This is a genomic window from Paracoccus sp. (in: a-proteobacteria), from assembly GCF_030604785.1.
Classification (GTDB): Bacteria; Pseudomonadota; Alphaproteobacteria; order Rhodobacterales; family Rhodobacteraceae; genus Paracoccus.
This window is the reverse complement of sequence record NZ_JAUVVF010000045.1, coordinates 1-24,361: the sequence shown is the minus strand read 5'-3', so window position 1 is coordinate 24,361 and position 24,361 is coordinate 1. Positions and strand designations below refer to the sequence as shown.

21 protein-coding genes and 1 pseudogene are annotated in these 24,361 nt (G+C 68.2%); 11 read left to right on the top strand and 11 right to left on the bottom strand.

All coding sequences use genetic code 11. The features are described from left to right. Positions 1-126: 126 nt before the first annotated feature. From QAR72_RS13485 to QAR72_RS13450, 8 genes and pseudogenes are all read right to left on the bottom strand, one after another. Positions 127-243: pseudogene (locus QAR72_RS13485) on the bottom strand (IS3 family transposase); the annotation flags it as partial. A 309-nt stretch (positions 244-552) separates the two neighbouring features. Further along, entirely contained in the window at positions 553-2,430 is a 1,878-nt protein-coding gene (locus QAR72_RS13480; protein WP_304617899.1) for an outer membrane protein assembly factor BamB family protein, read from the bottom strand. Then, positions 2,427-2,774: a hypothetical protein gene (locus QAR72_RS13475; protein WP_304617898.1), complete on the bottom strand. Its 348-nt coding sequence runs from the start codon at positions 2,772-2,774 to the stop codon at positions 2,427-2,429. The genes QAR72_RS13480 and QAR72_RS13475 overlap by 4 nt, the downstream gene beginning before the upstream one ends. A 59-nt stretch (positions 2,775-2,833) precedes the next feature. Further along, the gene (locus QAR72_RS13470) at positions 2,834-3,292 is read right to left on the bottom strand and encodes a DUF421 domain-containing protein (RefSeq protein ID WP_331497657.1); all 459 of its coding nucleotides are present in this window, start codon (positions 3,290-3,292) and stop codon (positions 2,834-2,836) included. Between the two features lie 189 nt (positions 3,293-3,481). Beyond that, a complete protein-coding gene (locus tag QAR72_RS13465; RefSeq protein ID WP_304617896.1) occupies positions 3,482-4,777 on the bottom strand; it encodes a PRC-barrel domain-containing protein in 1,296 nt (431 codons plus the stop codon). A 228-nt stretch (positions 4,778-5,005) separates the two neighbouring features. Next, a complete protein-coding gene (locus QAR72_RS13460; RefSeq protein ID WP_304617895.1) occupies positions 5,006-6,265 on the bottom strand; it encodes a DUF2254 domain-containing protein in 1,260 nt (419 codons plus the stop codon). A 155-nt stretch (positions 6,266-6,420) separates the two neighbouring features. Then, complete coding sequence (locus tag QAR72_RS13455) at positions 6,421-7,596, bottom strand: MFS transporter (RefSeq protein WP_304617894.1); 1,176 nt, start codon at positions 7,594-7,596, stop codon at positions 6,421-6,423. Further along, a complete protein-coding gene (locus tag QAR72_RS13450; protein WP_304617893.1) occupies positions 7,593-8,129 on the bottom strand; it encodes a TetR/AcrR family transcriptional regulator in 537 nt (178 codons plus the stop codon). Before QAR72_RS13450 ends, QAR72_RS13455 begins: the two co-directional genes overlap by 4 nt. A gap of 362 nt (positions 8,130-8,491) precedes the next feature. On the opposite strand from QAR72_RS13450, the gene QAR72_RS13445 reads away from it, so the two are divergent. Continuing rightward, complete coding sequence (locus QAR72_RS13445; RefSeq protein WP_304617892.1) at positions 8,492-9,241, top strand: SDR family oxidoreductase; 750 nt, start codon at positions 8,492-8,494, stop codon at positions 9,239-9,241. Positions 9,242-9,247: 6 nt separating this feature from the next. On the opposite strand, the gene QAR72_RS13440 is transcribed toward QAR72_RS13445, so the two are convergent. Next, positions 9,248-10,036: an IclR family transcriptional regulator gene (locus QAR72_RS13440; protein WP_304617891.1), complete on the bottom strand. Its 789-nt coding sequence runs from the start codon at positions 10,034-10,036 to the stop codon at positions 9,248-9,250. A gap of 82 nt (positions 10,037-10,118) precedes the next feature. Here QAR72_RS13440 and QAR72_RS13435 point away from each other — a divergent pair, with 82 nt between their 5' ends. From QAR72_RS13435 to QAR72_RS13405, 7 genes are all read left to right on the top strand, one after another. After that, on the top strand, positions 10,119-11,690 hold the full coding sequence (locus tag QAR72_RS13435; protein ID WP_304617890.1) for a M81 family metallopeptidase: 1,572 nt from the start codon (positions 10,119-10,121) through the stop codon (positions 11,688-11,690). Then, complete coding sequence (locus QAR72_RS13430; RefSeq protein ID WP_304617889.1) at positions 11,675-13,240, top strand: ABC transporter substrate-binding protein; 1,566 nt, start codon at positions 11,675-11,677, stop codon at positions 13,238-13,240. The genes QAR72_RS13435 and QAR72_RS13430 overlap by 16 nt, the downstream gene beginning before the upstream one ends. A 75-nt stretch (positions 13,241-13,315) precedes the next feature. Continuing rightward, a complete protein-coding gene (locus tag QAR72_RS13425) occupies positions 13,316-14,257 on the top strand; it encodes an ABC transporter permease (protein ID WP_304617888.1) in 942 nt (313 codons plus the stop codon). Next, complete coding sequence (locus QAR72_RS13420; RefSeq protein ID WP_304617887.1) at positions 14,257-15,132, top strand: ABC transporter permease; 876 nt, start codon at positions 14,257-14,259, stop codon at positions 15,130-15,132. Before QAR72_RS13425 ends, QAR72_RS13420 begins: the two co-directional genes overlap by 1 nt. Further along, on the top strand, positions 15,132-16,805 hold the full coding sequence (locus QAR72_RS13415; RefSeq protein WP_304617886.1) for an ABC transporter ATP-binding protein: 1,674 nt from the start codon (positions 15,132-15,134) through the stop codon (positions 16,803-16,805). The genes QAR72_RS13420 and QAR72_RS13415 overlap by 1 nt, the downstream gene beginning before the upstream one ends. Further along, positions 16,789-17,958, top strand: a complete 1,170-nt coding sequence (locus QAR72_RS13410; protein ID WP_304617885.1) for a M20 aminoacylase family protein — start codon at positions 16,789-16,791, stop codon at positions 17,956-17,958. Before QAR72_RS13415 ends, QAR72_RS13410 begins: the two co-directional genes overlap by 17 nt. Then, entirely contained in the window at positions 17,955-19,085 is a 1,131-nt protein-coding gene (locus QAR72_RS13405; RefSeq protein ID WP_304617884.1) for a M20/M25/M40 family metallo-hydrolase, read from the top strand. The genes QAR72_RS13410 and QAR72_RS13405 overlap by 4 nt, the downstream gene beginning before the upstream one ends. On the opposite strand, the gene QAR72_RS13400 is transcribed toward QAR72_RS13405, so the two are convergent. After that, a complete protein-coding gene (locus tag QAR72_RS13400) occupies positions 19,082-19,888 on the bottom strand; it encodes an IclR family transcriptional regulator (protein WP_304617883.1) in 807 nt (268 codons plus the stop codon). The two genes, QAR72_RS13405 and QAR72_RS13400, sit on opposite strands and share 4 nt — an antisense overlap. A 92-nt stretch (positions 19,889-19,980) precedes the next feature. Here QAR72_RS13400 and QAR72_RS13395 point away from each other — a divergent pair, with 92 nt between their 5' ends. Genes QAR72_RS13395 through QAR72_RS13385 form a run of 3 tightly spaced genes read left to right on the top strand, consistent with a single transcriptional unit; the run spans position 19,981 to position 23,792 of the window. After that, entirely contained in the window at positions 19,981-21,396 is a 1,416-nt protein-coding gene (locus QAR72_RS13395) for an amidase (protein ID WP_304617882.1), read from the top strand. Next, a complete protein-coding gene (locus QAR72_RS13390; protein ID WP_304617881.1) occupies positions 21,393-22,877 on the top strand; it encodes an aldehyde dehydrogenase family protein in 1,485 nt (494 codons plus the stop codon). The genes QAR72_RS13395 and QAR72_RS13390 overlap by 4 nt, the downstream gene beginning before the upstream one ends. 12 nt (positions 22,878-22,889) lie before the next feature. After that, positions 22,890-23,792, top strand: a complete 903-nt coding sequence (locus tag QAR72_RS13385; RefSeq protein WP_304617880.1) for an NAD(P)-dependent oxidoreductase — start codon at positions 22,890-22,892, stop codon at positions 23,790-23,792. Positions 23,793-23,986: 194 nt separating this feature from the next. Here the strand turns inward: QAR72_RS13385 and QAR72_RS13380 are convergent, their stop codons facing one another. After that, positions 23,987-24,238: a hypothetical protein gene (locus tag QAR72_RS13380; protein ID WP_304617879.1), complete on the bottom strand. Its 252-nt coding sequence runs from the start codon at positions 24,236-24,238 to the stop codon at positions 23,987-23,989. Positions 24,239-24,361 lie beyond the last annotated feature (123 nt).

Below are 24,361 nucleotides of genomic sequence, written 5' to 3'. Positions count from 1 at the left end.
GACAGCTACGAGGACATCGTCGAAGTCTGCTGCACGGCGTGGAACACCCTGATGGCAATGCCACAACGACTCGCGTCAATCACACGCCGCGAGTGGGCGCAGGTCAGTGGGTAATGCCGTTGGTATTAGCACGATGTTGTCGAGCATCGCATCCACCAGAAGACGCTTCAGCTTGCCGTTCTCGTCCTCGAGCGCCTTCAGCCTTCGCGCGTCGGACAAGTCCATCCCGCCATGCTTGGCCCGCGGCTACGGAGGGGATGGTCGCGCTGGCGCCTGGCAACTACCGATGCTCTTGGAGGGGATCAACTAGTGGATACCGGAACGGACGTGGCGGCCCTTGGCAGCGGGACAATCAAGCACACCACGAGAGAAGCATTCCCACAGATAATATAGTGGTATAAGCTTTCTGTATGCTCGAACAGATCCCAATATTGCCGGACGATCCCGAGGAGCTGCGCGGCTCTACCGCACAGCTTCCGAAGAGGCAGAGGCGCAGGCAATCCTGATCGAGAAGCTGAGGCATCAGCTGGCACGGCACCGACGACATTGCCTTCACCGCGGCAGGCGATACGCCACCGCTTGGTCGGACACTTCGGGCTTGAGGATCGAATTGCCGCCGACGGCGAAGACGACGTAATCCTCGCCCTCGTGGGTGAACACCGCCGGGATCGACACCGCTGGCGCCTCGACAAGGTCGGACCACAGCTCCTCGCCCGTCGCCGCGTCCAGAGCGCGGACGCGGGCGTCCATCGAGGCACCGATGAAGATCACGCCGCCCGCTGTCAGGACAGGCCCGCCGAGGGTAGGCGAACCCCAGTCCGCCAGCCCGTAGAAGCCGTGGAACTGCGAGCGGCCGAAGGGGACCTCGTAGAGCAGCTCGCCCGTCGTCAGGTCCACCGCCGAGAAGGTGCCGAAGGGGGGCTTCCAGCAGGGCATCCCCGCCCAGTTGCTCCAGTCGGTCAGGTGGATGCCGTAGGGCGAGCCATGCTGAGGGTGATAGCCTTCCTCGTTGCCACCCTCGCGGGCTTCGGCTTCGTATTCCTCGCGCGGGATCAGGTGGATCAGCTGCACGATGCGCGAGGCGTTGACGTAGAGGATGCCGCTGCGCGGGTCGACGGCGACGCCGCCCCAGTTGGTCGCGCCGGCCGTGCCGGGAAAGAACAGCGTCCCCTGCACCGAAGGCGGGGTGAAGATGCCCTGGTAGAGATACTCCTCGCGCTCGCGCGAGCATTGCCCGAAGCTGACGATGTCGGACAGCGTCCAGACTTCGGGCAGTTCCAGCGGCGCGCCTACAGGGGCGGGGATCGACACGAAGGGCTGGACGGGGCTGGTGACCTCGCCCTCGGCAGTGCTTTCGGGGACCGGGCGTTCCTCGATGGGGTAGAGCGATTCTCCGGTGCGGCGGTCGAGGACGAACAGAAAACCCTGCTTGGTCGCCTGGACCAGGGCCGGGATCACCTCGCCGTCGCGCGGAATGTCCACCAGCGTGGGCGCCGAGGGCGTGTCGTAGTCCCAGATGTCGTGATAGACGTGCTGGAAGCTCCAGGCGATCTCGCCCGTCTCGATGTCGAGCGCGGTGGTCGAGGTGACCAGCGGCATCTCGTCCGTCCTGAGCCCGCCCCAGTAGTTCGGGCTGGGGGAGGATACGGGCGCATAGACCAGCCCCAGCTCGGGGTCGGCGGTCATCGCGGTCCAGATATTGGCGGTGCCGGTGCGCGGGATCATCTCCTCGGGGATGAAGCCGGTGTCCCACAGCAGCTCGCCCGTGCGCGCGTCCACCGCCAGAAGGTTGCCCGGCGGGGCGGCGGTGTATTCCCAGTCCTTGCCTGCCCAGCCCATCAGCAGCGTGTCGCCCACCACGATCGGCGGCTGCAGCAGCGAGAAGGGGAAGACGTCGTTGACCGTGTTCCACTGGTTGACGTTCAGCACGCCCCCTTCCGCGAAGTCGGCGCAAAGCTTGCCGGTATCGGCGTCCACCGCGTGAAGCTGCGCGTCCATCGTGCCGATGTAGACGCGCTTTTCGCAGACGCCCTCGGCGCCGCTTTCCCAATAGGCGACGCCGCGGTTCTTCAGCGCGGGCTGGGTCAGCGGCTCTAGCCGCGAGCGGCTGTCATAGCTCCAGCGCTCCTCGCCCGTGGCGGGGTCCAGCGCGATGATGCGGTAGAAGGGCGTGCCGAGATAGAGCGTGCCGTTCGCGTAGACCGGCGTGGCGGACCAGGCCGTCTCGACCAGATCGCCCGAGCCGTCCGAGACGTCGCCGGTGCGGAAGTCCCAAGCCCGCTCCAGCCGGCCGACATTCTCGGGGGTGAAGCTGGTCACGTTCGAGAATTTGGTCGAGCCGAGATCGCCGTGAAAGCCGGTCCAGCTGTCCTGTTGCGCCAATGCCGGCGTCGCCAGCAGGACCATGAGGACGATGGCGGGATGTCTCATGCATGGGTCCTTCTGCGCGAGCCGATGCCTGCGATCAGCAGCGTGACGAATGCTGCCGCCATCAGCAGCATCAGCGCGGTCTGCATCAGGAAGAGCGCGGCGATGGCGGTCAGCAGCGCGGCGAGCAGAGCGATGATGTGGAGGATGGCAGACCAGCGGCGCGAGGCGCTGCGGGTCATGAGCATGGCAATGATGATGCTGGTCGCCAACGCCCCCAGCACGGCCAGCCCCGCGCCGAGGGTCCAATCGACACCCGTATTGCCGAAAGGCCCGGTCAAGGCGATCACCGCCATGACGAGGCCGAGGATTGCCGCCAGAAGGGGCAGGGCGAGAAGCTGTCTCATGCAAAGATAACGGGCGCCTCACGGAAACGTTCCCGAGAAAGCGGGCCTGTGCGCCGTTCTCAGATCACGGCCAGCGTCCCGTCGGTCTCCAGGATCACGGCATGGACGTCTTCCAGGCGTTTCCGGCCGCTCTGGCGCAGCGCAGCCTCGATTTCCTCGCCTGTCACGCGTTGCTGCTTCATGGCTTCCCGCAGCAGCCGCCCCTCATGGACAAGCAGCGTCGGCTCGGCCTTGATGACATGCTGGACGCGATCCGATCGCACCGAAAGCCATGTGATCGCGAATTGTAGGCCCACCAGCAGCGCCAGCGCCAGCACCCCCTCGACAAGCGGGACGTCGCCGCTGAGCAGCACGGTGGCGAGGGTGGAGCCGAGCGCCACGGTCACGATCAGATCGAAGGCGTTCATCTTGGATAGGGTGCGCTTGCCCGAGATCCGCAGCATCAGGATCAGCGCGCCATAGGCCAGGGTGCCGACGATGAGGACGCGCAGCACCCCTTGCCAGTCATGGAAGAACATCGTGCCCGGCATATCAGTCCGGGGGTGCACGAAGCGCGCTGCCGTCACCCGCAATCGAGTCGGCATGCACGCGATTACATGACGTGTCCGGGGCAGTGCTGGTGCTGAACGTGACGATCTTCATCACATATCCTTTGTCCGGAAAGACGGCCGGGGACTATGGCGTCCCCGGCCATGTGCCGATGCTGCTCAGCCCTGATATTCGGGCATCTGCTCGAGTTGCTCTCGTGTCGCGTCGACATGGATGCGCAGGTCGTTGCCGCCGTCATGCAGGACCGAGACCTCGTCCATCCCCAGGGCGATCGTGTGTGCGCCGAGCCCCAGGAAGCCGCCGATGTCGAGAACCACATACTCGACTTCTCCGCCCTGCGAGGCGATGACGTCCTGAACATTGCCGATGTTGTTGTCGCCCGCGCCATAGACGTCTGCATTCGTCAGGTTTTCGACCGACAGCAAAGAGGGTTCGGCACGCTGATACCCCTGAAGCCGGACCTCGGGCGGTGTCATCGCCTGACGGCCTCCGCTCCAGGCATCGTCGCCAGCGCCCGCGTGGCGCTGCGCCTGAGGTGGACGCGCCTGTTGCTGCGGGGCCTGCTGCTCGTTCGCCTGCGTGCCGGCTTGCTGCTCTTGCTGCCCGGCTGCCTGAGCCCCGGCCTGCTGCTGTCCTTGCTGCTGCGCGGCCTGCTGCTGGGCGCCGTCCTGACCGACGAAAGAGACGTTCGGCTCTCCGCTTTCGGTAAACTGGACCTGCGGCTCGCCGCCACCCGAGAACTCGATCCGTGGCTCGGCGGCCTCGTAGGTCACGCGCGGTTCTGCCTGCTGCAGGTCGATCTGAGCCTGCCGGTCCTGCTCTTGCAGACGGACCTGCGGCGTGGCTTGCTGGACCTGAACATCGGCCCGCTGCTGTCCCTGCTGCTCGGGCGTGTCCTCGAGGGCCACATCTACTTCAGGCTCGCCCTGCTGGACGCTGACGCGCGGCTGCGCCTGGTCCACCTCGATTTGCGGTTCGGGCGTGTCGACCGAGACCTGCGGATCGGGCATGCGCACGATGATCTCGGGCTGGGGCTGGTCTATGGTCACGACCGGCTCGGGCATCTCGATCCGGATGGTCGGCGGCGCCTGACGGACGACGATCTCGGGCTGCGGTTGGGCCACCGAGACGCGCGGCTCGGGCTGATTCACGCTCACTTCGGGCGCGGGCTGCTCGACGGCGATGGTCGGCGGCTCCTGGGTGACGACGATACGGCCCTCGATACGCTCTGCCTCGTTGCCTTGGGCCATGGTCTGCTCGGCCTGAGCGACATAACGGGCGCAGAGCCGGGGATCATCGCTTTCCGCGGCCCTGGTCGCTTCATCAAGCCATGTCTGCTGGAATTGGTCGTTTTCCTGCACGACTTGCGTGAGCTGCCGGCAGGCCTGCCCGTCCTGCTGGGCTTGCTGCGCCACCGCCGGCACAACGGCAGTCGTGCTGAGCATCGAAGCCATGAACAGTCCTGTGAGACGAGGTGTCATCCTGTTCTCCTTTCTTCGCTGAGGCTGCCGCAACAGGGGATTGAGGCCGATGTTCCGGTCTTTCTGCCGTGGAACCGATCAGGGGGCTGTGCGTTCGGGCGCGCCGCAGGCATGCGCCGTGTGGCTGCGGCATGAAGGTGAAAGCCGGCCGGGGCTTTGATCGGCCCAGCCGTTCAGCGGGTGCTGGCCGCAGCGGATCGCCTATCGCGTATCGATCCAGGGCAGCAGGTCGCGCAGGCGCCCGACCTCCTCGTCCAGCCGCAACGCCTTGCCGGCATGGGCGAAAGCTCGCCTTGCCTGTTGCCGTGCGGCCTCCCGGAATTCCTCGTCGCCCATCACCATCAGCGCCGCCAGCGCCTTTTGCAGACGGATCTGAACTTCGATCACGCCCGCCCCGTCCCGGGCAATCGCGGAAAGCGCATCCTCGAACAGATCGGCCGTCTCAAGGCGCGGGACGTGGACATGGGGATAGCGCACGGGTTCGGGCTCGGTCCGGCCGCTTCCCCAGAAGGCCAGAAGCTGCGTGATGCGCGTGATCATGTCGATGGCGGTGCCGGGATCGTTGATGCCGGGCGACAATGCACGAGAGGCGATTTCACCCAGCACAAGCACGCCGAAACGCGGGTCCTGGTCGAAATCGCGGCTGCCGCCGATGGCGCAGGCGGCACGGATGCAGGCTTCCAGTTCGTCCTCGATGCCGGTGCAGTGGATCCAGGCCACGGGCGCACCGGGATGCACGAAACTGCCGGGCAGAACCGAGAGATCAACCCGAAGATCCTTCGCCGCCGCCGCCCTTTCGATCCGCGCCATGTCGATGTGGAGGACATAGCCGATCTTGTCGATATGCACCGGGCGCACCCCGATGGGCCGAGGCTGGCCCGGTCGCAGCAGCTTGCCGCCCATGCCCGGCGCGGCCTTGCGCGCCCGCAGCGCCGTCTTCGCCGCGCGCTCGACCCGCCCCGCCGTCTCGCCCACGCGGCCCAGCTTGATCAGGTGGTCGATCCAGCGCAGCAGCGAGACCACGACCAGCACCAGCACCCCGATGGTTGCGATGAACAGCACCGCACGGCCGCTGGCGCCGTAGGCCTGGGCCTGCAGCACGACCAGCCCGACGATGCTGAACAGAAACGCCCCGACAAAGGTCGAGAGGACGTTCTGCGTCACCCCGTCCTGCATCAGCAGGCGCGTCGCGCGCGGGCTGGCATTGTTGGTGGCATCGCCAAGCGCGCTGGTCAGCGTCGTCAGCGAGAAGGTGGTCACCGCCAGCATGGACGAGGCGAGGATCGTCAGGATGCTGTCCACCGCATCCGAGCCCATCTCCAGCGTCCAGCTGTCGGGCAGAAAGCGGTCCGCCACCGCGGCAAGGCCGGCCGCCGCGACCCCGAGCAGCCCGACCAGCGTCGCGCGGAACCACAATTGCCGCAGGATCCGCGCGACGACCCAGTTCAGGCGTGACAGCATCTTGTTCTCCGTGTTTCACCCCGCAAGAGGAGCGCACGGACCGCCTGCTGGTTCCGCAGCGTCCGGCATGGCGTCGCCATCAGCGGATTGAGCGTATGCTTCTCCAGCCCTTATCCACACGCGGAGCGGCTGACCGGAACGCTTCGCCCGCCTCGTCACAGGGCCCGGGCCGGCTCAGCCTGAGCCTCGATGCCCTTGCGGAGGCGATGCGGTGCCGGAAGAGCGGCGCAGAGCATCATGACGGACGCGCAGGAAAGAGCGAGCGTCGTCCCGCTGGCGTCAAGCAGCGCGCCAAAAAGCGGCGCGCCCATCATCTGGCCGAACGCGATCATCAGGAAGGGCAGGCCTATGCCCAGATCGGAACGCGCGGGGAAAAGGGTGATGCCCCAGAGAAGCAGCGCCCCGCAGGAGGTGATGTAGCCCGCCCCGAAGATCCCCATCGCCAAGAACGCCATGCCCGACGCCCAGGATGCGGCCGCAAGACTCATCAGCGCCAAGCCCATCAGGACCAGCGCGATCCGGTTGACCGAAGCGATCCCGAACCGGTCGGTCGCGGCGCCGGTGATCACGCTGACAAGCCCTGCCGCCCCCAGCACCAGCCATGCCAGCGCGACCAGCTGATCCGAAAACCGCAGTTCCTCGCGCAGGATGTCGGCCCCGAAGGTCCAGAAGACGGTGCTGGCGGCACCCATCAGAGCCGCGGCAAGGCCGAGCGACAGCAGCCCGCGCGGTCGCATCCCCGCGGCGGTGGGAGAGGGCCTTGCCGCCTCCTCGCCGGGAATGGCGTGCCACAGCCAGACGGTGATGGCGGCGGCAATGACGGCGAAGCCGAGGTAAAGCTCGCGCCAGGCTGCCGCGAAGACCAAGGCCGCGGCACCTGACAGCATGATGCCGGCGGCGGTGCCTGCATTGATCGTGCCGTTCGCCCGTGATCTGGCATCATGGGGGACATGCCTTCCCACAGCGGCGGCCAGCGGGGGCGAGGCGAGGCCCGTGCTGATCCCGGCCAAACCCATCGCAACTCCAAGCATCGCCGCCGATCCGGCCAGCCCCATGATCGCAAGCCCGGCGGTCGCACAGAGGCCCGCCGCCACGGCGACCTTGCGCGCGCCCCATCTCGGCACGGCCGCGAAGGCCACGACGACGCCTCCGCAAAAGGCGCCGAAGGCGACGCTGCCGATCCAGCCTGCCGCGACCGTTCCCAGCTCAAGCTCGGTCCTGATCTGGGGCAGGAGCAGGCCATAGGCGAACCGCGCGAGGCCATAGGCCAGCGCGGTCAACGCGAAACCTGCGGCGACCAGATTGGCCGAGCCCGGAGCCCCGCGTCTCATTCCGGGCGGGCCAGCGCCAGAAGAGCCTCTGCAGCTTCCTTGGCCGCGTCGACGACCTGCGGGCCCGCCACGCTTGCCGCAGCAGTCGCCCCCTCGAACAGAAGCCAGATCTGCAAGGCCATGATGTCATCCCTCCGACCGATCGCCTGTTCGACGCGCCGAGCGAACTCGTCGAGAAACTCGTTCTTCTGACCGCGCACGCAGGCGGCGATGTCCGCGTTGCTGCCGGCATATTCCCCGTGGGCGCGAAGCAGCATGCAGCCTCTTGCTCCGAACTCGACCAGCCAGGCCGCAAGCGCATCGAAGAGCCCGCCGATACCCGCATCGGGAGCAGCCGCCAGCCGGTCCATGAACGCCGCGTGGCGCTGCTCTAGAACGGCCAGAACCAGGCCGTCGCGTGACCCGAAATGCTTGTAGAGGGTCCGCGTCGAAGCGCCCGACGGCTCCAGAACCGCATCGACGCCGACGCCCCGAAACCCATGCGCCTCGAACGTCTTCATTGCTCCGCTGACGATCTGATCCCGCTTGTCCACGCATCTCATGTAAAGCGGTCGTTTTACATTTGCAAGGCGAGAATCCGATCGCGGTCGAGGTCGAGAAGCTGCGGTCGTGGCTGCACTCGGGCATATTCGCAAGCGCCGAGTCGCCGCCGGGTCTATCGTCGCCCGCCGCTGTTCGCGGCCAAGCCCGACGGCGGGAGGGGCGCCTTCAGATATCTTGCATCGATAGGTCGTCTCTGGATCCGTGCCTTCCGCGGCCAACCTGACCATGGTCAGGTCAAAGACCCCGTATCGCCTCAGCGCTGCCATCGAATGCAGAGTGTCTTGGCCAACCCGTCTTGACGCGCGCTTGTCCGCGCCCGCACAACGGGTTGCGGACAGGCGGAGGGCGCGGGATGGTCGATCTGAGGGGCAAGGCGGTTCTGGTGACGGGCGCTTCGCGGGGCATCGGGGCTGCGGCGGCGCGGGCCTTTGCCAGGGCAGGGGCGCTGGTCGGTGTGATGGCGCGCAACGCCGAAGCCGTCGAGGCGCTGGCGGACGAGATCGCCGGCGTGCCTCTGGCCGGGGATGTGGCCGTGGCGGGTGACATGGAACGGGCCGTGGCCGCCTTGCATGACCGGGCCGGGCGGCTGGACGTGCTGGTGAACAATGCGGGCCTGATCGGGCCGATGAGCCTCTTGGATCAGGCCGATCCGGGCGCCTGGGGCGAATGCATCGACGTCAACATCAAGGGCGTCTTTCACGGCATGCGCGCCGCCCTGCCACTGATGCGGGCTGCGGGGGGCGGGACGGTGCTGACCGTCGGCTCGGGCGCGGCCCATCGCCCGCAGCAGGGCTGGAGCGCCTATTGCGCCAGCAAGGCCGGCGCGCTGATGCTGACGCGGTCCTTGGACCTCGAGGCGCGGGGCGACGGGATACGCGCGATCAGCCTGTCGCCCGGCACCGTCGCGACCGACATGCAGCGCGCCATCCGCGACAGCGGGGTCAGCCCGGTCAGCCAGCTTGACTGGTCCGAGCATATCCCGCCGGAATGGCCCGCCCGCGCGCTGGTCTGGATGTGCGGGCCCGAAGCCGATGCCTGGCTGGGCGGCGAGATCTCGTTGCGCGACGCCGATATCCGCCGCCGCATTGGGCTGACGGACTGACCGCGCCTAGCTTGCGCGGATGCCGCGGATCGCCTCGGCCAAGGGCGGGGCCATGCGGCGCCTGAAATCCTCGGGTGCCCACTCTGCCAGCGAGCCGGCGACATGGACCGAGCCTACGGGCCGGCCATCGGCATCGGGGATGGCCATGGCGATGGCCACCTCGCCCATCAGAACCTGTTCCAGGGCCAGCGCATGCCCGTCGCGGCGGGCCGTGGCGATCTGGGCGCGGATCGCGTCGGGGTCGGTCAGGCTGCGCGGCGTGAGCGGGCGCAGGGGTGCGCGGGCGAGGATCTGGTCGATCTCGGCATCGGGCAGCAGGGCCAGCGCCGCCCAACCGCCCGAAGAACCTGTCGTGGGCACGCTGTGGCCGACCAGCGTGGCAAAGAACGCCTCGCGCTTGCTTTGCAGGCGGGTCGCATAGACCATCCGCACGCCATCGAACAGCGACAGGTCCACCCGTTCCTGCACCTGACGCCGCAATTCCAGCAGGACGGGGCTGGCGCGGCGCAGGACGGGATTCATGCGCAGATAATCATGCGTCAGATCAAGGATCGGCAGGTTCAGCAGGAATCCCCGCCCGTCATCCGCCAGCGTCAGATAGCCCAGCTTGCGCAGCGTATGAACCAGCCTTTGCGCCGCGCTGCGCGTCAGGCCGGTCCGCGACGCGATCTGCGCCAGCGACAGGGGACGGTCGGCATCGCGAAAGGATTCAAGAACGCTCAGGCCGCGGGCAAGGGACTGGTTGAACATGCCGTCCGCGCCTTTGGACGGATCAGAATGATCGTTTTCGGTCATCGGCGCCTCTCCGGCGTTGACAGGTGGAAAACCGGGCTCCTAATCTCATTATGCAATGCAGCCGTATCGGATAGCAATACATATGCCCGATCTTGCCCCCGCCAGACGCATCGCCCTTGCCGGGTTCGTGCATGAAAGCAACTCTTTCGCGCCCAGCCCCGCCGACATGGCGGCGTTCGAGCAGGGCGGCGGCTATCTGCCGCTGAGCCGGGGCGACGACATCCTCCGGCGCGCGCAGGGGGTGAACCTGCCGGTGGCGGGGATGATTGATCACGCAGGGCTGGCGGGCTGGACGCTGCTGCCGCTGATCTGGGCGGGTGCGGTGCCCTCGGCGCCGGTCACGGCCGGGTGCTACGAGGCCATCGCGGGCGAATTGGTCGCCGCCTTGCGCGATCTCGGGCCGGTGGACGGGGTGCTGCTGGACCTGCATGGCGCGATGGTGGCCGAGCACGAACCAGACGGCGAAGGCGCCCTGCTTGAGCGTGTCCGCGCGGTGGTCGGCCCCGATGTGCCGGTCGTCGCGGCGCTGGACCTGCATGGCAACATCACCCCGCGCATGGTGGCCCATGCCGATCTGATGGTGGGCTTTCGCACCTATCCGCATGTGGACATGGCCGATACGGGTCGTCGCGCCGCCCGGGAATTGCAGCGCCTGCTGGGCGGCAGGCCGCGGCGCACGGCCTTTCGGCAGGGCGATTACCTGATACCCATCGCTTGGCAGGCGACATCGGAACAGCCTGCCGCGGCGCTTTACGATCTGGTCGCGGCGGCTGACTCGGAGGGGGCCTGCGCCTCGCTGTTCATGGGCTTTCCGGCGGCGGATTTCCTGGATTGCCGCCCCTCGGTTCTGGTTCATGCCGACGATCAGTCGCAGGCCGACCGCATCGCGGACCGGATTGCCGCCGCGCTGGCCGGGGCCGAGCGTGCCTTTGCCGGACAGGTCCACAGCCCGGACGAGGCCGTGGCCGAGGCGATGCGTTCGCCGCAAGGCCCGGTGATCCTGGTCGATACGCAGGACAATCCCGGCGCGGGCGGCAATTCGGACACGACCGGGATGCTGCGGGCGCTGGTGGCGGCGGATGCACAGGACGCGGCAATCGGCCTGATCGTCGATCCGGCGGCGGCGGCGGCCGCCCATGCGGCGGGACCGGGCGCCCTGATCGCGCTGGCCCTTGGCGGGCGTTCGGGCATCAAGGGCGACGCACCCTTCCAGGGGCGCTTCGTCGTCGAGGCCCTGTCGGACGGGCATTGTCACGCGACCGGCCCCTATTTCAGCGGTGTGCATCTGCGGCTTGGGCCCTCGGCCCTGCTGCGGATCGGGGGCGTGCGGATCGCCGTCACCTCGGAAAAGGCGCAGATGGCCGACCGGCAGATGTTCCGCTTTCTGGGGGTCGAACCCGAGGCGCAGAAGATCCTCGTCGTGAAAAGCTCGAACCATTTCCGGGCCGATTTCGCGCCCATCGCCGCGCGCATCCTGACCTGCGCCGCACCCGGCCCGATGCCGGTCAGTCCGGCATCCTTGCCCTTCCGCCACCTTGCCCCCGGCCTGCGGCTTGAGCCCGGCGGCCAGACTTTTTCCGCAACCGCGCAACCCGGCGCCAAGACCGGCCAGCACCATCGCCATACAGAGAGGACATCATGTTCAACCGACTGACTGCGGGCCTTCTGGCCTCGACCATGCTGGCCGGCACGGCCTTTGCCGAAACCAAGATTACTGCCGTGATGCATTCGGGCCTGCGCGTGCTGGACCCGATCATCACCACGGCGCATATCAGCCGCAACCATGCCTACATGATCTATGACGTGCTGGTCGCGCAGGACAGCCAGTTCCAGCCGCAGCCGCAGATGGCCGACTGGACCACATCGGATGACGGGCTGACCTGGACCTTCACCCTGCGCGAAGGGCTGGTCTTTCACGACGGCGCGCCGGTGACGGCGGCCGATGCGGTCGCCTCGCTGAACCGGTGGGCGCAGCGCGATGCGGGCGGGCAGGTCATCATGGACCGCACCGCCAGCCTCGAGGCGACGGACGAGCGCACGATCACCTGGACCCTGACCGAGCCCTTTGTGCCGATGCTGGACGTGCTGTCCAAACAATCCGCGATCCCGCCCTTCATCATGCCCGCCCGCGTGGCCGAGACCCCCGCCGACGAGGCGATCACCGAATATGTCGGCTCGGGGCCGTTCCGCTTCGTGGAGGCCGAGTTCCAGCCGGGCCTGAAGGTCGTCTACGAGAAGTTCGAGGATTACGTCCCCCGCGAGGAACCCGCCGACTGGATGGCGGGTGGCAAGGTCGTGAACGTGGACCGCGTCGAATGGGTCAACATGCCCGACGTTCAGACGGCGGTGAACGCGCTGTCCAGCGGCGAGATCGACTATATCGAGGCGATGCAGGTCGACCTGATCCCGCTGCTCGAAGGCGATCCGAACGTCGTCGTCGAAAAGCGCGAGCCGACGGGGATGCAGACCATGGTGCGGATGAACTTCCTCCACCCGCCCTTTGACAACCAGCAGATCCGGCAGGCGGCGCTGAAGGCCATCACGCAGGAACCGGTCCTCGCGGCGATGGTCGGCAACCCCGAATATTACCAGGTCTGCGGCGCGATCCTGGGCTGCGGCACGCCGCTGGAAAGCACCGGCGGATCGGACACGCTGACCCAAGGCGGCGGCGAGGACGAGGCCCGCGCGCTGCTGGAGGAGGCGGGCTATGACGGCACGCCCGTCGTGATCATGGCGCCGACCGATCTGGTCGCGCTGGTCACGCAGCCGGTTGTCGTCTCGCAGGCTCTGCGGCAGGCGGGCTTCAACGTGGACATGCAGCCGATGGACTGGCAGACGCTGGTCACGCGCCGCGCCAGCCAGGCGGCGCCGGCCGAGGGTGGCTGGAACATCTTCATCACCAACTGGATGGTGCCCGAAATCTCGAACCCGATCTCGAACCCGATGCTGAACGGGCGCGGGAACGATGCCTGGTTCGGCTGGCCGACCGACGAGACCATCGAGGGCCTGAAGGAGGAATTCATCGACGCCGCCGATGCCGAGGCGCAGGTCGAGGTCGCGGCCCGCATCCAGGATCATGCAATCGACAACGTGCTGCTGGTGCCGCTTGGGCAATACACCCTGCCGCAGGCGCGCCGCACGACGATCACCGACATGATCGACAGTCCGGTCCCGGTCTTCTGGGGCATCAACAAGGCCGAGTGATCGGCGCCCGTGATCCGGCGGGGGCGGCGCGTTCCGCCCCCGCCACATCTTTCGGCCCCTTACCGGAGAAGCCCGATGTCCGGCTACATCCTGCGGCGCTGTCTTGCCGTCATTCCCGTCATGCTGCTGGTCGCGATCTTCGTCTTCCTGCTGCTGCGCCTGACGCCGGGCGACCCGGCCGCGATCATTGCGGGCGACATGGCGACGCCCGCCCAGCTAGAGCGTATCCGCGAGGCGATGGGTCTGAACGACCCCATTCCCGTCCAGTTCGCCACCTGGATCGGGCAGTTGCTGCGGGGCGATCTGGGCGTGTCGCTGATCTCGAACACGCCGGTTTCGGTGATGGTGGCCGACCGGATCGGGCCGACGATCTCGATCGCGGTGCTGACGATCCTGATGTCGGTGGTGATCGCCGTGCCGATGGGCGTTCTGGCCGCGTGGAAGCACCGCAGCGCGGCCGATTACGCGGTGATGACCTTCTCGGTCCTGGGCTTCTCGGTCCCGGTCTTCGTGATCGGTTATCTGTTCATTCTGGTCTTCTCGCTGCGGCTGGGCTGGTTCCCGGTGCAAGGCTTCCAGCCGATCTCGGCCGGACTGCGCCCGTTTTTGTCGACCGCCTTCCTGCCCGCGCTGACGCTGTCCACGATCTATGTCGCGCTGATCGCGCGCATGACCCGCGCCAACATGCTGGAGGTCCTGGGCGAGGATTACATCCGCACCGCCCGCGCCAAGGGTGCCCCCGAACGGCGCGTCCTGTTCCGCCACGCGCTGCGAAATGCGGCCGTCCCGATCCTGACGGTGATCGGCACCGGCTTTGCGCTGCTGATCGGCGGGGTGGTCGTGACCGAGACCGTGTTCAACATCCCCGGATTGGGGCGGCTGACGGTCGATGCGATCCTTGCGCGTGACTATCCGGTGATCCAGGCGATGATCCTGCTGACCAGCTTTCTCTACGTGCTGGTGAACCTGCTGATCGACCTCAGCTACAGCCTCTTTGATCCAAGGATCCGCTACTGATGGCCCAGACACCTCAACCCGGTGCGGCGATGCAGCCCGTCCTGCGCGCGCTGCGCCTGCCGTCCTTCGGCATCGGCGCCAGGCTGGCGGCGCTGATCCTGGCCGTCATCGTCGTCCTGACGCTGCTGGCGGGCTGGATCGCCCCCCATGATCCGCTGAGCATGAACCCGATGGCGCGCCTGCAGGGCCCGTCGCAGGCGCATCCCCTTGGCACCGACAATTTCGGCCGCGACATCTTCAGCCGCGTCCTGATCGGCGGGCAGCTCTCGCTGATCATCGGCATCGCCACGGCGGCGGTCGCGGTGGTTCTGGGGCTGGTGATCGGCCTCATCGCGGGCTTCTTCCGCACCGCCGATGCGATCATCATGCGGGCGATGGACGCGCTGATGGCGATCCCCTCGATCCTGCTGGCCATCGCGCTGGTGGCGCTGAACGGCCCCTCGGTCGGGTCGGTCATCGCGGCGATCACCATCCCCGAGATCCCGCGCGTCGTGCGGCTGGTGCGCGCCGTGATCCTGTCGGCGCGCGAGGAGCCCTATGTCGAGGCCGCGATCGCGCTTGGCACATCCATGCCCAAGATCCTGATCCGGCATCTGGTGCCGAACACGCTGGCGCCGCTGATCGTGCAGGGGACCTATATCCTGGCCTCGGCCATCCTGACCGAGGCGATCCTGTCCTTTCTGGGCGCGGGCGTCAGCACGGAAACCCCCACCTGGGGCAACATCATGGCCGAGGGCCGCCAGTTCTTCCGCATCAAGCCGGAACTGATCCTCTATCCCGGGATCGCGCTGTCGCTGTGCATCCTATCGATCAACCTTCTGGGGGACGCCGCGCGCGACATGCTGGACCCACGGCTGAAGAAGAGGGCGGGCTGATGCGCTTCAAGACCGGCAATTTCGACGCGGCCGAGGTGGTCCTGACCGCCCGCGACCTGACCGTGACCCTGCCCGAGACGCCGGGCAACCCCGCGGTGCTGAAATCCATCGACGTGACCATCCGGGCGGGGGAAACGGTCTGTCTGGTGGGCGAATCCGGCTCCGGCAAATCCGTGACCTCGCTGGCGGTGATGGGGCTTCTGCCGCAGGCGCTGCGCGTGGCGGGCGGCAGCATCCATCTTCAGGGCCGAGACCTTCTGGCGCTGAGCCGGGCGCAGATGCGCGAACTGCGCGCCGCCCGCGTCGCCATGATCTTTCAGGAGCCGATGACCGCGCTGAACCCCGTCCTGCGCGTGGGCGACCAGATCATGGAGGTGATGGAGCTTCACACCCAGCTTTCCGCCGCCGAACGCCGCCGCCGCGCCATCGCGATCATGGAGCAGGTCCATCTGCCCGAGGTCGAACGCATCTTCCGGTCCTATCCGCACCAGCTGTCGGGCGGGCAGCGCCAGCGCATCATGATCGCCATGGCGCTGGTGCTGGAGCCCGCGCTGCTGATCGCGGACGAGCCCACGACCGCGCTGGACGTGACGACCCAACGCCAGATCCTGTCGCTGATCGACGAATTGCAGCAGAAGCACGGGACCGCCGTCCTGTTCATCACCCATGACATGGGCGTGGTCGCCGAGATCGCGGATACGGTCTATGTGATGAAGCAGGGCGAGATCGTCGAAAGCGGCCCGGTCGAGTCCCTGCTGCGCGCGCCGCAGGCGGACTACACGCAGAAATTGCTGCGCGCCGTGCCAAGCCTTGCGCCGCGCCCCGCGCGCGCGACGGGCGGCGATCCGGTCCTGCGGGTCGAGGGTCTGAACAAGATCTATGGCGGCGGCGGTCTCTTTCGCAAGCTGCCGATGGCCCATGCGGCCAGGGATGTGGGCTTCACCCTGTCGCCCGGCCGCACGCTCGGGATCGTGGGGGAATCGGGTTCGGGCAAGTCCACCGTGGCGCGCTGCATCATGCGGCTGATCGACCCCAGTTCGGGGCGGATCATGCTGGACGGGGCCGATATCGCGCCCCTGTCGCGCGCCGCATTGCGCCCGCATCGCAAGAAGCTGCAGGTCGTGTTTCAGGACCCCATGCGCTCGCTGAATCCGCGCTGGACGGTGGGTGCCAGCCTGATCGAGGGGCCGCTAAACTACGGCACCCCGCGCGCCGAGGCCATGGCCGAGGCCGCGCGCCTGATGGGCGTCGTGGGCCTGCCCGAGGACGCGCTGCGCCGATATCCGCACCAGTTCTCGGGCGGGCAGCGCCAGCGCATCGCCATTGCCCGCGCGGTGATGATGCGCCCCGACGTGCTGGTCGCGGATGAGGCCGTGTCGGCCCTGGACGTGTCGGTTCAGGCGCAGGTGCTGGACCTTCTGGACCAGTTGCAGCGCGATCTGGGCATCGCCATCGTCTTCATCACCCACGATCTGCGTGTCGCAGCCCAGATCTGCGACGAGGTGATCGTCATGCAGCGAGGCGGCGTCGTGGAGCATGGCCCCGCGGGCCAGGTCCTTGCCGCACCCGCTCACCCCTATACCCGCGCCCTGATCGAGGCCGCGCCCGGCCGGGCCTGGGACTTCCAGAATTTCCGCGAGATGCCAGAGGTGATCCATGCCGAACCTGCCTGAAATCGACGCCGCCGCGTCTGACCTGACAGCGATCTTCCGCGACCTGCATGCCCATCCCGAGATCGGGATGGAAGAGGTTCGCACCGCCTCGGTCGTGGCGGCGAAGTTGCGCGAATGGGGCGTGGACGAGGTGCATGAGGGTGTCGGCAAGACCGGCGTGGTCGGCATCCTGCGCGGGCGGGGGCAGGGGAACCGCCGCATAGGCCTGCGCGCAGACATGGACGCGCTGCCGATCCAAGAGACGACGGGGCTGCCCCATGCCTCGACCCATCCCGGCAAGATGCATGCCTGCGGCCATGACGGGCACACGACCATGCTGCTGGGCGCCGCGCAATATCTGGCGCGGACGCGGAACTTCGACGGCACGGCGGTCCTGATCTTCCAGCCCGCCGAGGAAGGTCTGGGCGGCGCCCGCGCCATGATCGCCGACGGGCTGTTCCGCCGCTTTCCGGTCGACGAGGTCTACGGGATGCACAACCAGCCCAACGGCCAGCCGGGCCGCGCGACCCTGTGCAAGGGTCCGGCCATGGCGGGGGCATCTTTCTTCGACATCACCGTGACGGGCAAGGGCAGCCATGCCGCGATGCCCCAGCAATCGCGCGACGCGCTGGTCGCGGCCTCGGGGCTGGTCGGGCAGTTCCAGACGATCCTCGGCCGCAATGTCGCGCCGCTGGATCAGGCGGTCCTGTCGGTGACGCAGATCCATGCGGGCAGCGCCTATAACGTGGTGCCGGAATCCGCGACGCTGGCCGGCACGATCCGCTTCTTCAAACCCGAGGTGCGCGAGCTGATGCAGGCGCGGATGCGCGCCATTTGCGAGGGCGCCGCGCAGGCTTTCGATCTGTCGATCACCTGCCAATTCCGCGAGATCTTCGACGTGCTGGTGAACGATGCCGACCTGTCCGACGCCTGGACAGAGGCCGCCGCCGATATCCTTGGCGCGGACAATGTGCGCGACGATGCCCAGCCCTTCACCGGCTCCGAGGATTTCGCCGACATGCTGCAACAGGTGCCCGGAGCCTACGGCAATCTCGGCCATGCGGGCACCGTGCCGCTGCACAATCCGGGCTTCGTGCTGGACGAAGGCATCCTGCCCGTCGGTGCCTCGATCTATGCCCGCCTGATCGAACGCCGCCTGCCGGTGGCGGTATGAGCGCGCTTGACCTGCCCTTTGACGCGGATGCGATGCTGGCGGGCCTGCGCCCTTGGATCGAATGCGAAAGCCCCACCTGGGACGCCGCCGCCGTCAGCCGCATGATGGATCTGGCCGCGCGCGACCTGTCGGCGATCGGTGCGACGGTCGAGACCGTGCCGGGGACCAAGGGCTTCGGTACCTCGATCCGCGCGAGTTTTCCGCATCCCGATCAGGGCAAGCCGGGCATCCTTGTCTCGGGGCATATGGACACGGTCCATCCGGTCGGCACGCTGGAAAAGCTGCCCTTCCGCGTCAGGGACGGCAAGGCGTGGGGGCCGGGCATCATGGACATGAAGGGCGGCAATTACGTCTTTCTGGAAGCCATGCGCCAGATCGCCCGCGCCGGCCTGACGACGCCCTTGCCGGTCACGTTCCTCTTTACCCCCGACGAGGAGGTCGGCACCCCCGCCACGCGCGGCCTGATCGAGGATGCCGCACGCGGCCAGCGCGCCGTCCTGCTGCCCGAACCCGCGCTGCCGGACGGGGGGGCGGTGATCGGTCGCTATGCCATCGCGCGCTATGACCTTGCGACGCGCGGGCGGCCCAGCCATGCGGGCTGGGCGCTCAAGGACGGGCGGTCGGCCATCGCGGCCATGGCGCGCCGCATCCTGCAGATCGAGGCGATGACGACCGAGGATTGCACCTTTTCCGTGGGCGTCATCCATGCCGGGCAATGGGTGAATTGCGTGGCCTCGGAATGCCGGGCCGAGGCCTTGTCGATGGCCAAGACGCAAGAGGATCTGGACCGGGGCGTCGCCGCGATGATGGCCCTGCAGGGTGAAGAGGGCGGCGTCGAATTCGTGGTGACGCGTGGCGTCACCCGCCCGGTCTGGGAACCGCAGCCCGGCACGATGGCGCTTTATGATCTGGCGCGGTGCATCGCGGGCGAGATCGGGTTCGACCTGTCCTCTGACCGGTCGGGCGGGGGGTCGGACGGGAACTTCACCGGGGCGATGGGCGTGCCGACGCTGGATTCCATCGGCGTCCGGGGCCGCGGCCTGCACACGCTGGACGAGCATATCGAGGTGGCTAGCCTGCCCGAACGCGCCCGTCTGGCGGCAGGGCTGCTGACAGAGATCCGCTAGCGCCGGTTCAGCGCGCCCGCCGCCGTCATCGCCAGAGGCGCGAAATTGCGCGCGAAGCTGTCCGCATCCCATTCGGCCAGCGATCCGGCGACGTGGATCGCGCCGATGGGGTGCCCGGTCTCGTCCAGAACCGGGACGCCAAGCGCGATCTCGCCCGCGACGATCTGTTCCTCGGCGATGGCAAAGCCCGCTTCGCGCGCCTCGGCCACGCGGGCCATGATCGCGTCGGGGTCGGTCAGCGTGCGGCCGGAATAGGGGATCAGCGTTGATCTGGCGATGATGGCCGCGGCCTCGTCCTCGGGCAGGCGGCCCAGCACCGCGCGCCCGCCCGCCGTGCAGTAGAGCGGCACGCTGGTCCCGATCAGCGAGGCCGCGTAGAAGCCGCGCTTTGACTGGAAGCGCAGCGCATAGACCAGCCGCAGATCGTCGCGCAGGCTGAAATCGACCCGTTCGCCCGTGGCGGCGCGCAGCTCCATCAGCACGGGCAGGACGCGCGCGATTTCCGGGTTCAGGCGCTGGTAATCCAGCGCGTGATCCAGCAGGCGCAAGCCGGGCAGATAGCCCCGATCGCCCGGATCGCGGCGCAGATAGCCCTGCTGGCGCAGCGTGTGAACGATCCGCTGGACCGCGCTTTTGCCCAGCCCGCTGCGGGCCGCGATCTCGCCCAGGGACAGCGGCCCCGCCGCGCCGTGAAAAGCCGACAGGACGCGGAAGCCGCGCGCGATGGAATCCACGAACAGCGCGTCGTCCTGTGGCGCCGGAACGGGCAGGGGAGGCAGGACAGGGCGCGTGATGTCGGTCATGCGGGTTCGCCTTGACGGGCCGCAACAGCGGGGCATATCATCATAACGATACGACCGTATCGCTTTGCGATACCTTTTGCAAGAGGCTCCCGATGACCGGATTGAACGAACTCGCCGCCACCGATCTGGTCGAGGGCTATCGGGCCGGGCGATTCTCGCCGGTCGAGGTGCTGTCGGACGTGCTGGCGCAGATCGACCGCTGCGAGCCGGTGCTGAACGCGATCTGGCATCTGGACCGCGACGAGGCGATGGCGCAGGCCCGCGCCTCCGAGGCGCGCTGGCGGGCGGGTGCGCCGCTTGTGGTGAATGGTGCGGTGCTGGACGGCGTGCCCGTCACGATCAAGGAAAACATCGCGACGCGCGGGGTGCCGATGCCGCTTGGCACCGCTGCAACCGACCTGACGCCCCGCAGCGATGACGCGCCCCCCGCCGCCCGCCTGCGCGAGGCGGGGGCGGTCTTTGTCGGACGCACCACGATGCCCGATCTGGGGATGCTGTCCTCGGGCCTGTCCAGCTTTCACCGTCTGGCGCGCAATCCGTGGAACACCGCCATGAACCCGGGCGGATCAAGCGCGGGGGCAGGGGTTGCGGGGGCGGCGGGCTATGGGCCGATCCATCTGGGCACGGATATCGGGGGCTCGATCCGGCTGCCCGCGGCTTGGTGCGGGCTGGTCGGCCTGAAGCCCAGCCTTGGCCGCGTGCCGATCGATCCTCCCTTCATGGGCCGCGTCGCGGGGCCGATGACGCGCAATGTCGCGGATGCGGCCCTGGCGATGGCTGTGCTGTCGGGGCCGGACGGGCGCGACCACATGAACCTGCCCCCCGCCGCGCTGGAATGGCAGGAACTGAACGGCGCGCTCAGGGGGCTGCGCGTGGGCCTGCTGCTGGATGCGGGCTGCGGGATGCCCATCGCCGCCGAGGTGATGGCCGTCGTTCAGGCCGCCGCCGACCGCTTCCGCGAGGCCGGCGCGCTGGTCGAACCGCTCGGGCCATGGATGACGCCCGATCTGCTGAAGCATGTCGACGATTTCTGGCGCACACGCGCAGGCGTCGAGACGGGCGACCTGCCCGCCGAACGGCGCGCGAAGATCCTGCCCAAGATCCTCGAATGGGCCGAGGCCGGGCTGGGCCGCAGCGGCGAGGCCGTCTATCGCGACTATGCCGCCACGATCGAGGTCCGCCGCCGCACCACCGAGATCAGCCAGCGTTACGACCTGATCCTGTCGCCGGTCTCGCCCAACACCGCCTTTCCGGCGGATTGGGCCTGCCCCTGCGAGAACGACATGGCGCGCACGATGGCGCATATCGGCTTCACCATGCCCTTCAATCTGGGCGAACAGCCCGCGATCTCGGTTCCCTGCGGGCATGACGCGGCAGGCGTGCCCATAGGTCTGCAGATCGCGGGCCGTCGATTCGATGATCTGGGCGTTCTGCGCGCCGCCCGCGCATGGGAGGCCATTGCCCCCGCGCCGCGTCCCTGGCCGGTGGCCCAAGGGGTGGCGGCATGACCGGCTGGGCGGCCCGCGCGGCGGCGCTTTATGACGGCAGCCCCCGCCGGATGCTGATCGACGGCCAGTGGCGCGACGCCCTGTCGGGCGAGGTGATCGAGGCCCGCGATCCGGCGGACAGGCGCTTGCTGGCCACGATCCCGAAGGGCGGCGCCGCCGATATCGACGCCGCCGTGACCGCCGCCCGCCGCGCCTTCGAGGGGCCGTGGTCGCGGTTCACCCCGTTCGAGCGGCAGGCCCTGCTGCTGCGTATCGCCGAGCGGGTCGAGGCCGAATGGCAGGATCTGTGCCTGTCGGACACGCTGGACATGGGCATGCCGATCCAGCGCAGCCTGGCCAACAGCCGTCGCGTCCTGGGGATGCTGCGTTTCTATGCCGGGCAGGCGGTGGCGATCCACGGCCAGACCATCGCGAATTCCTTTCCGGGCGAGATCGTCTCGATGACGGTCCGCGAACCGCTTGGCGTGGTCGGCGCTATCATTCCCTGGAATGCGCCCATCGCGGGCTCGGTCTGGAAGATCGCGCCCGCTCTGGCGACGGGTTGCACCGTGGTGCTGAAACCCTCCGAGGAGGCGTCGCTGACGGTTCTGATGCTGGCGCGGATCATGCAGGAATGCGGCCTGCCGGACGGTGTGCTGAACGTCGTCACCGGGCTTGGCGCGGATGCGGGGGCGGCGCTGGCCGCCCATCCGGGAATCGACCGCATCGCCTTTACCGGCTCGACCGAGACGGGGCGTGCCATCGCGCGGGCGGCGGGGGGCAACATCAAGCGCGTCTCGCTGGAGCTGGGCGGCAAGTCGCCGGTGATCCTGTGCCGAGACGCCGATCTGGACCGGGCGATCCCGGTCGCGGCGATGGCCGTCTTTGCCAATTCGGGCCAGATCTGCATCGCCGGATCGCGCCTGTTCGTCGCCCGCGAGATCGAGGACGAGGTGCTGTCCCGTCTGGCCGATCACGCGCGTGGCCTGCGCCTTGGCCACGGCATCGACCCCGAGGTCGATCTGGGTCCGCTGATCTCGGCCCGTCAGGCCGCGCGGGTCGAGGGCTTTCTGGATCGCGGCCGCGACGAGGGCGCGCGCCTTCTGACCGGCGGGGCGCGTGCGACGCCAAGCGGGCTGGCGGGGCATTTCGTCCAGCCGACGGTCTTTGCCGGGGTCTCGGACGACATGGCCATCGCCCGGGACGAGATCTTCGGTCCGGTCCTGTCGGTCCTGCCCTTCGACGATGTGGACGAGGCGCTGCGCCGTGCGAATGCCACGCCCTACGGGCTGGCGGCGGGGATCTTCACGCGGGATCTGGGCACCGCGCACAAGCTGGCGCGGCGGCTGCGGGCGGGGACGGTCTGGGTGAACATGTATCACGCCATCGACCCGGCCATCCCCTTTGGCGGGGTCCGGATGTCGGGCCATGGCCGCGAGGGCGGGACCGAGCATCTGGACGAGTTTCTCGACACCAAGGCGATCTGGATCAACACGGACTGAAAGGGGCGCGCAATGGCGCAAGTCGGACTGATCGGGCTGGGCCATATGGGCCATGGCATCGCGCGCAACCTGCTGATCAAGGGGCATCGACTGGTGTTTCTGGATCATCCCGGCAACCGCCCGGTTGACGAGATCCTGTCGCTTGGCGGCCGCCCGGCCCTGTCGCCCGCCGCCGTGGCGGGCGGGGCGGATGCGGTGATCCTCTGCGTCAACGGCTCGCCCCAGGTAGAGGCGGTGATGACCGGCCCGACGGGCATCCTGTCGTCATTGTCGCGGGGGGCGACGATCATCGACTGCTCGACCTCGCTGCCCTCCTCGACCTTGCGTATGGCAGCGCTGGCCCATGAGGCGGGGGCGCATTTCCTCGACGCACCGATGACACGCACGGCGCAGGCCGCGCATGAGGGCCGGCTGAACCTGCTGGTCGGCGGCGACGTGCAGGTTCTGGCATCGGTCCGGCCCGTGCTTGACGCATTCGCCGAGGCGGTCGCCCATGTCGGCCCGGTCGGGGCGGGCCACCGCATGAAGCTCTTGCACAATTTCGTCTCAGTCGGGTTCCTGACGGTTCTGGCCGAAGCCGCGGCCCAGGCGCAGGATGCCGGCATCGCGCCCGAGGATCTGGTCGCGGTGCTGCAGGCAGGGGGCGGCGCGGGGGTCGCGCTTGACCGGATGGTGCCGTTCCTGACCCGGGGCGATCGTCACGCCATGCCCTTTTCCATCGCGAATGCGGCCAAGGATCTGGATTACTACGTCCGCATGTCCACCGAGGCCGGCGCTGCCGCGACTGCGGCCGAGGGCATTCGTCAGGCACTGGCACGGGCCGCTGCGGATGGCGGGGCCGAGGCGACGCTGCCCGAACTGGCCGAATTGCTGCGCGACCATGCCGACGCGTCGGCGGGGACGGGAGTGACCTGACCGAGCGCAAGACCGTCGTTCCGCGCCCGATGCGTCCGATGCGCGTCGGGGGCCTAGGACCGCTTGGCATCTAGCGTCGGCACTCCTTGCCCCGAATTAGCGGCCGCCTGTACCAAAGGAGGCCCGGGCGGTCTGGGCCGGGTCTATCGGAAGGGCGAGGCGGCGCAGTAGAAGGGCGCGGCCTCGCGGGGTGTTCAGGCGTGGCTGTCGGCGGGGTGCATCGCCGGCCTCCCGGGAACAGGCCAGCCGAAGGGGGCGGTTGGCGCAGCGCTGACCGGGAGCGTTGGGGCGGTGTCGCTGCGGGCGCGATCCCGCTCCAGCAGCGCCTCGGCCATGGCCCGGGCGATGGGCTGGCCGGTCTGTTCCTCGACGAACAGGAACTGCCCGGCCGGGTTGATCTCGAGAAAGCGCAGGCGGCCGTCGGGCTGGCGACGGAAATCCAGCAAAGATCTTGCGGCCCACGACCGTCACGCGCAGGTCGCGCCCCTCGATCCGGCGTTGCAGGATCGCGGGGGCGTGGCGCAGCTGACCCAATTGCGCCAGTTCGGCGTCGCCGATGCGCCGCGTCT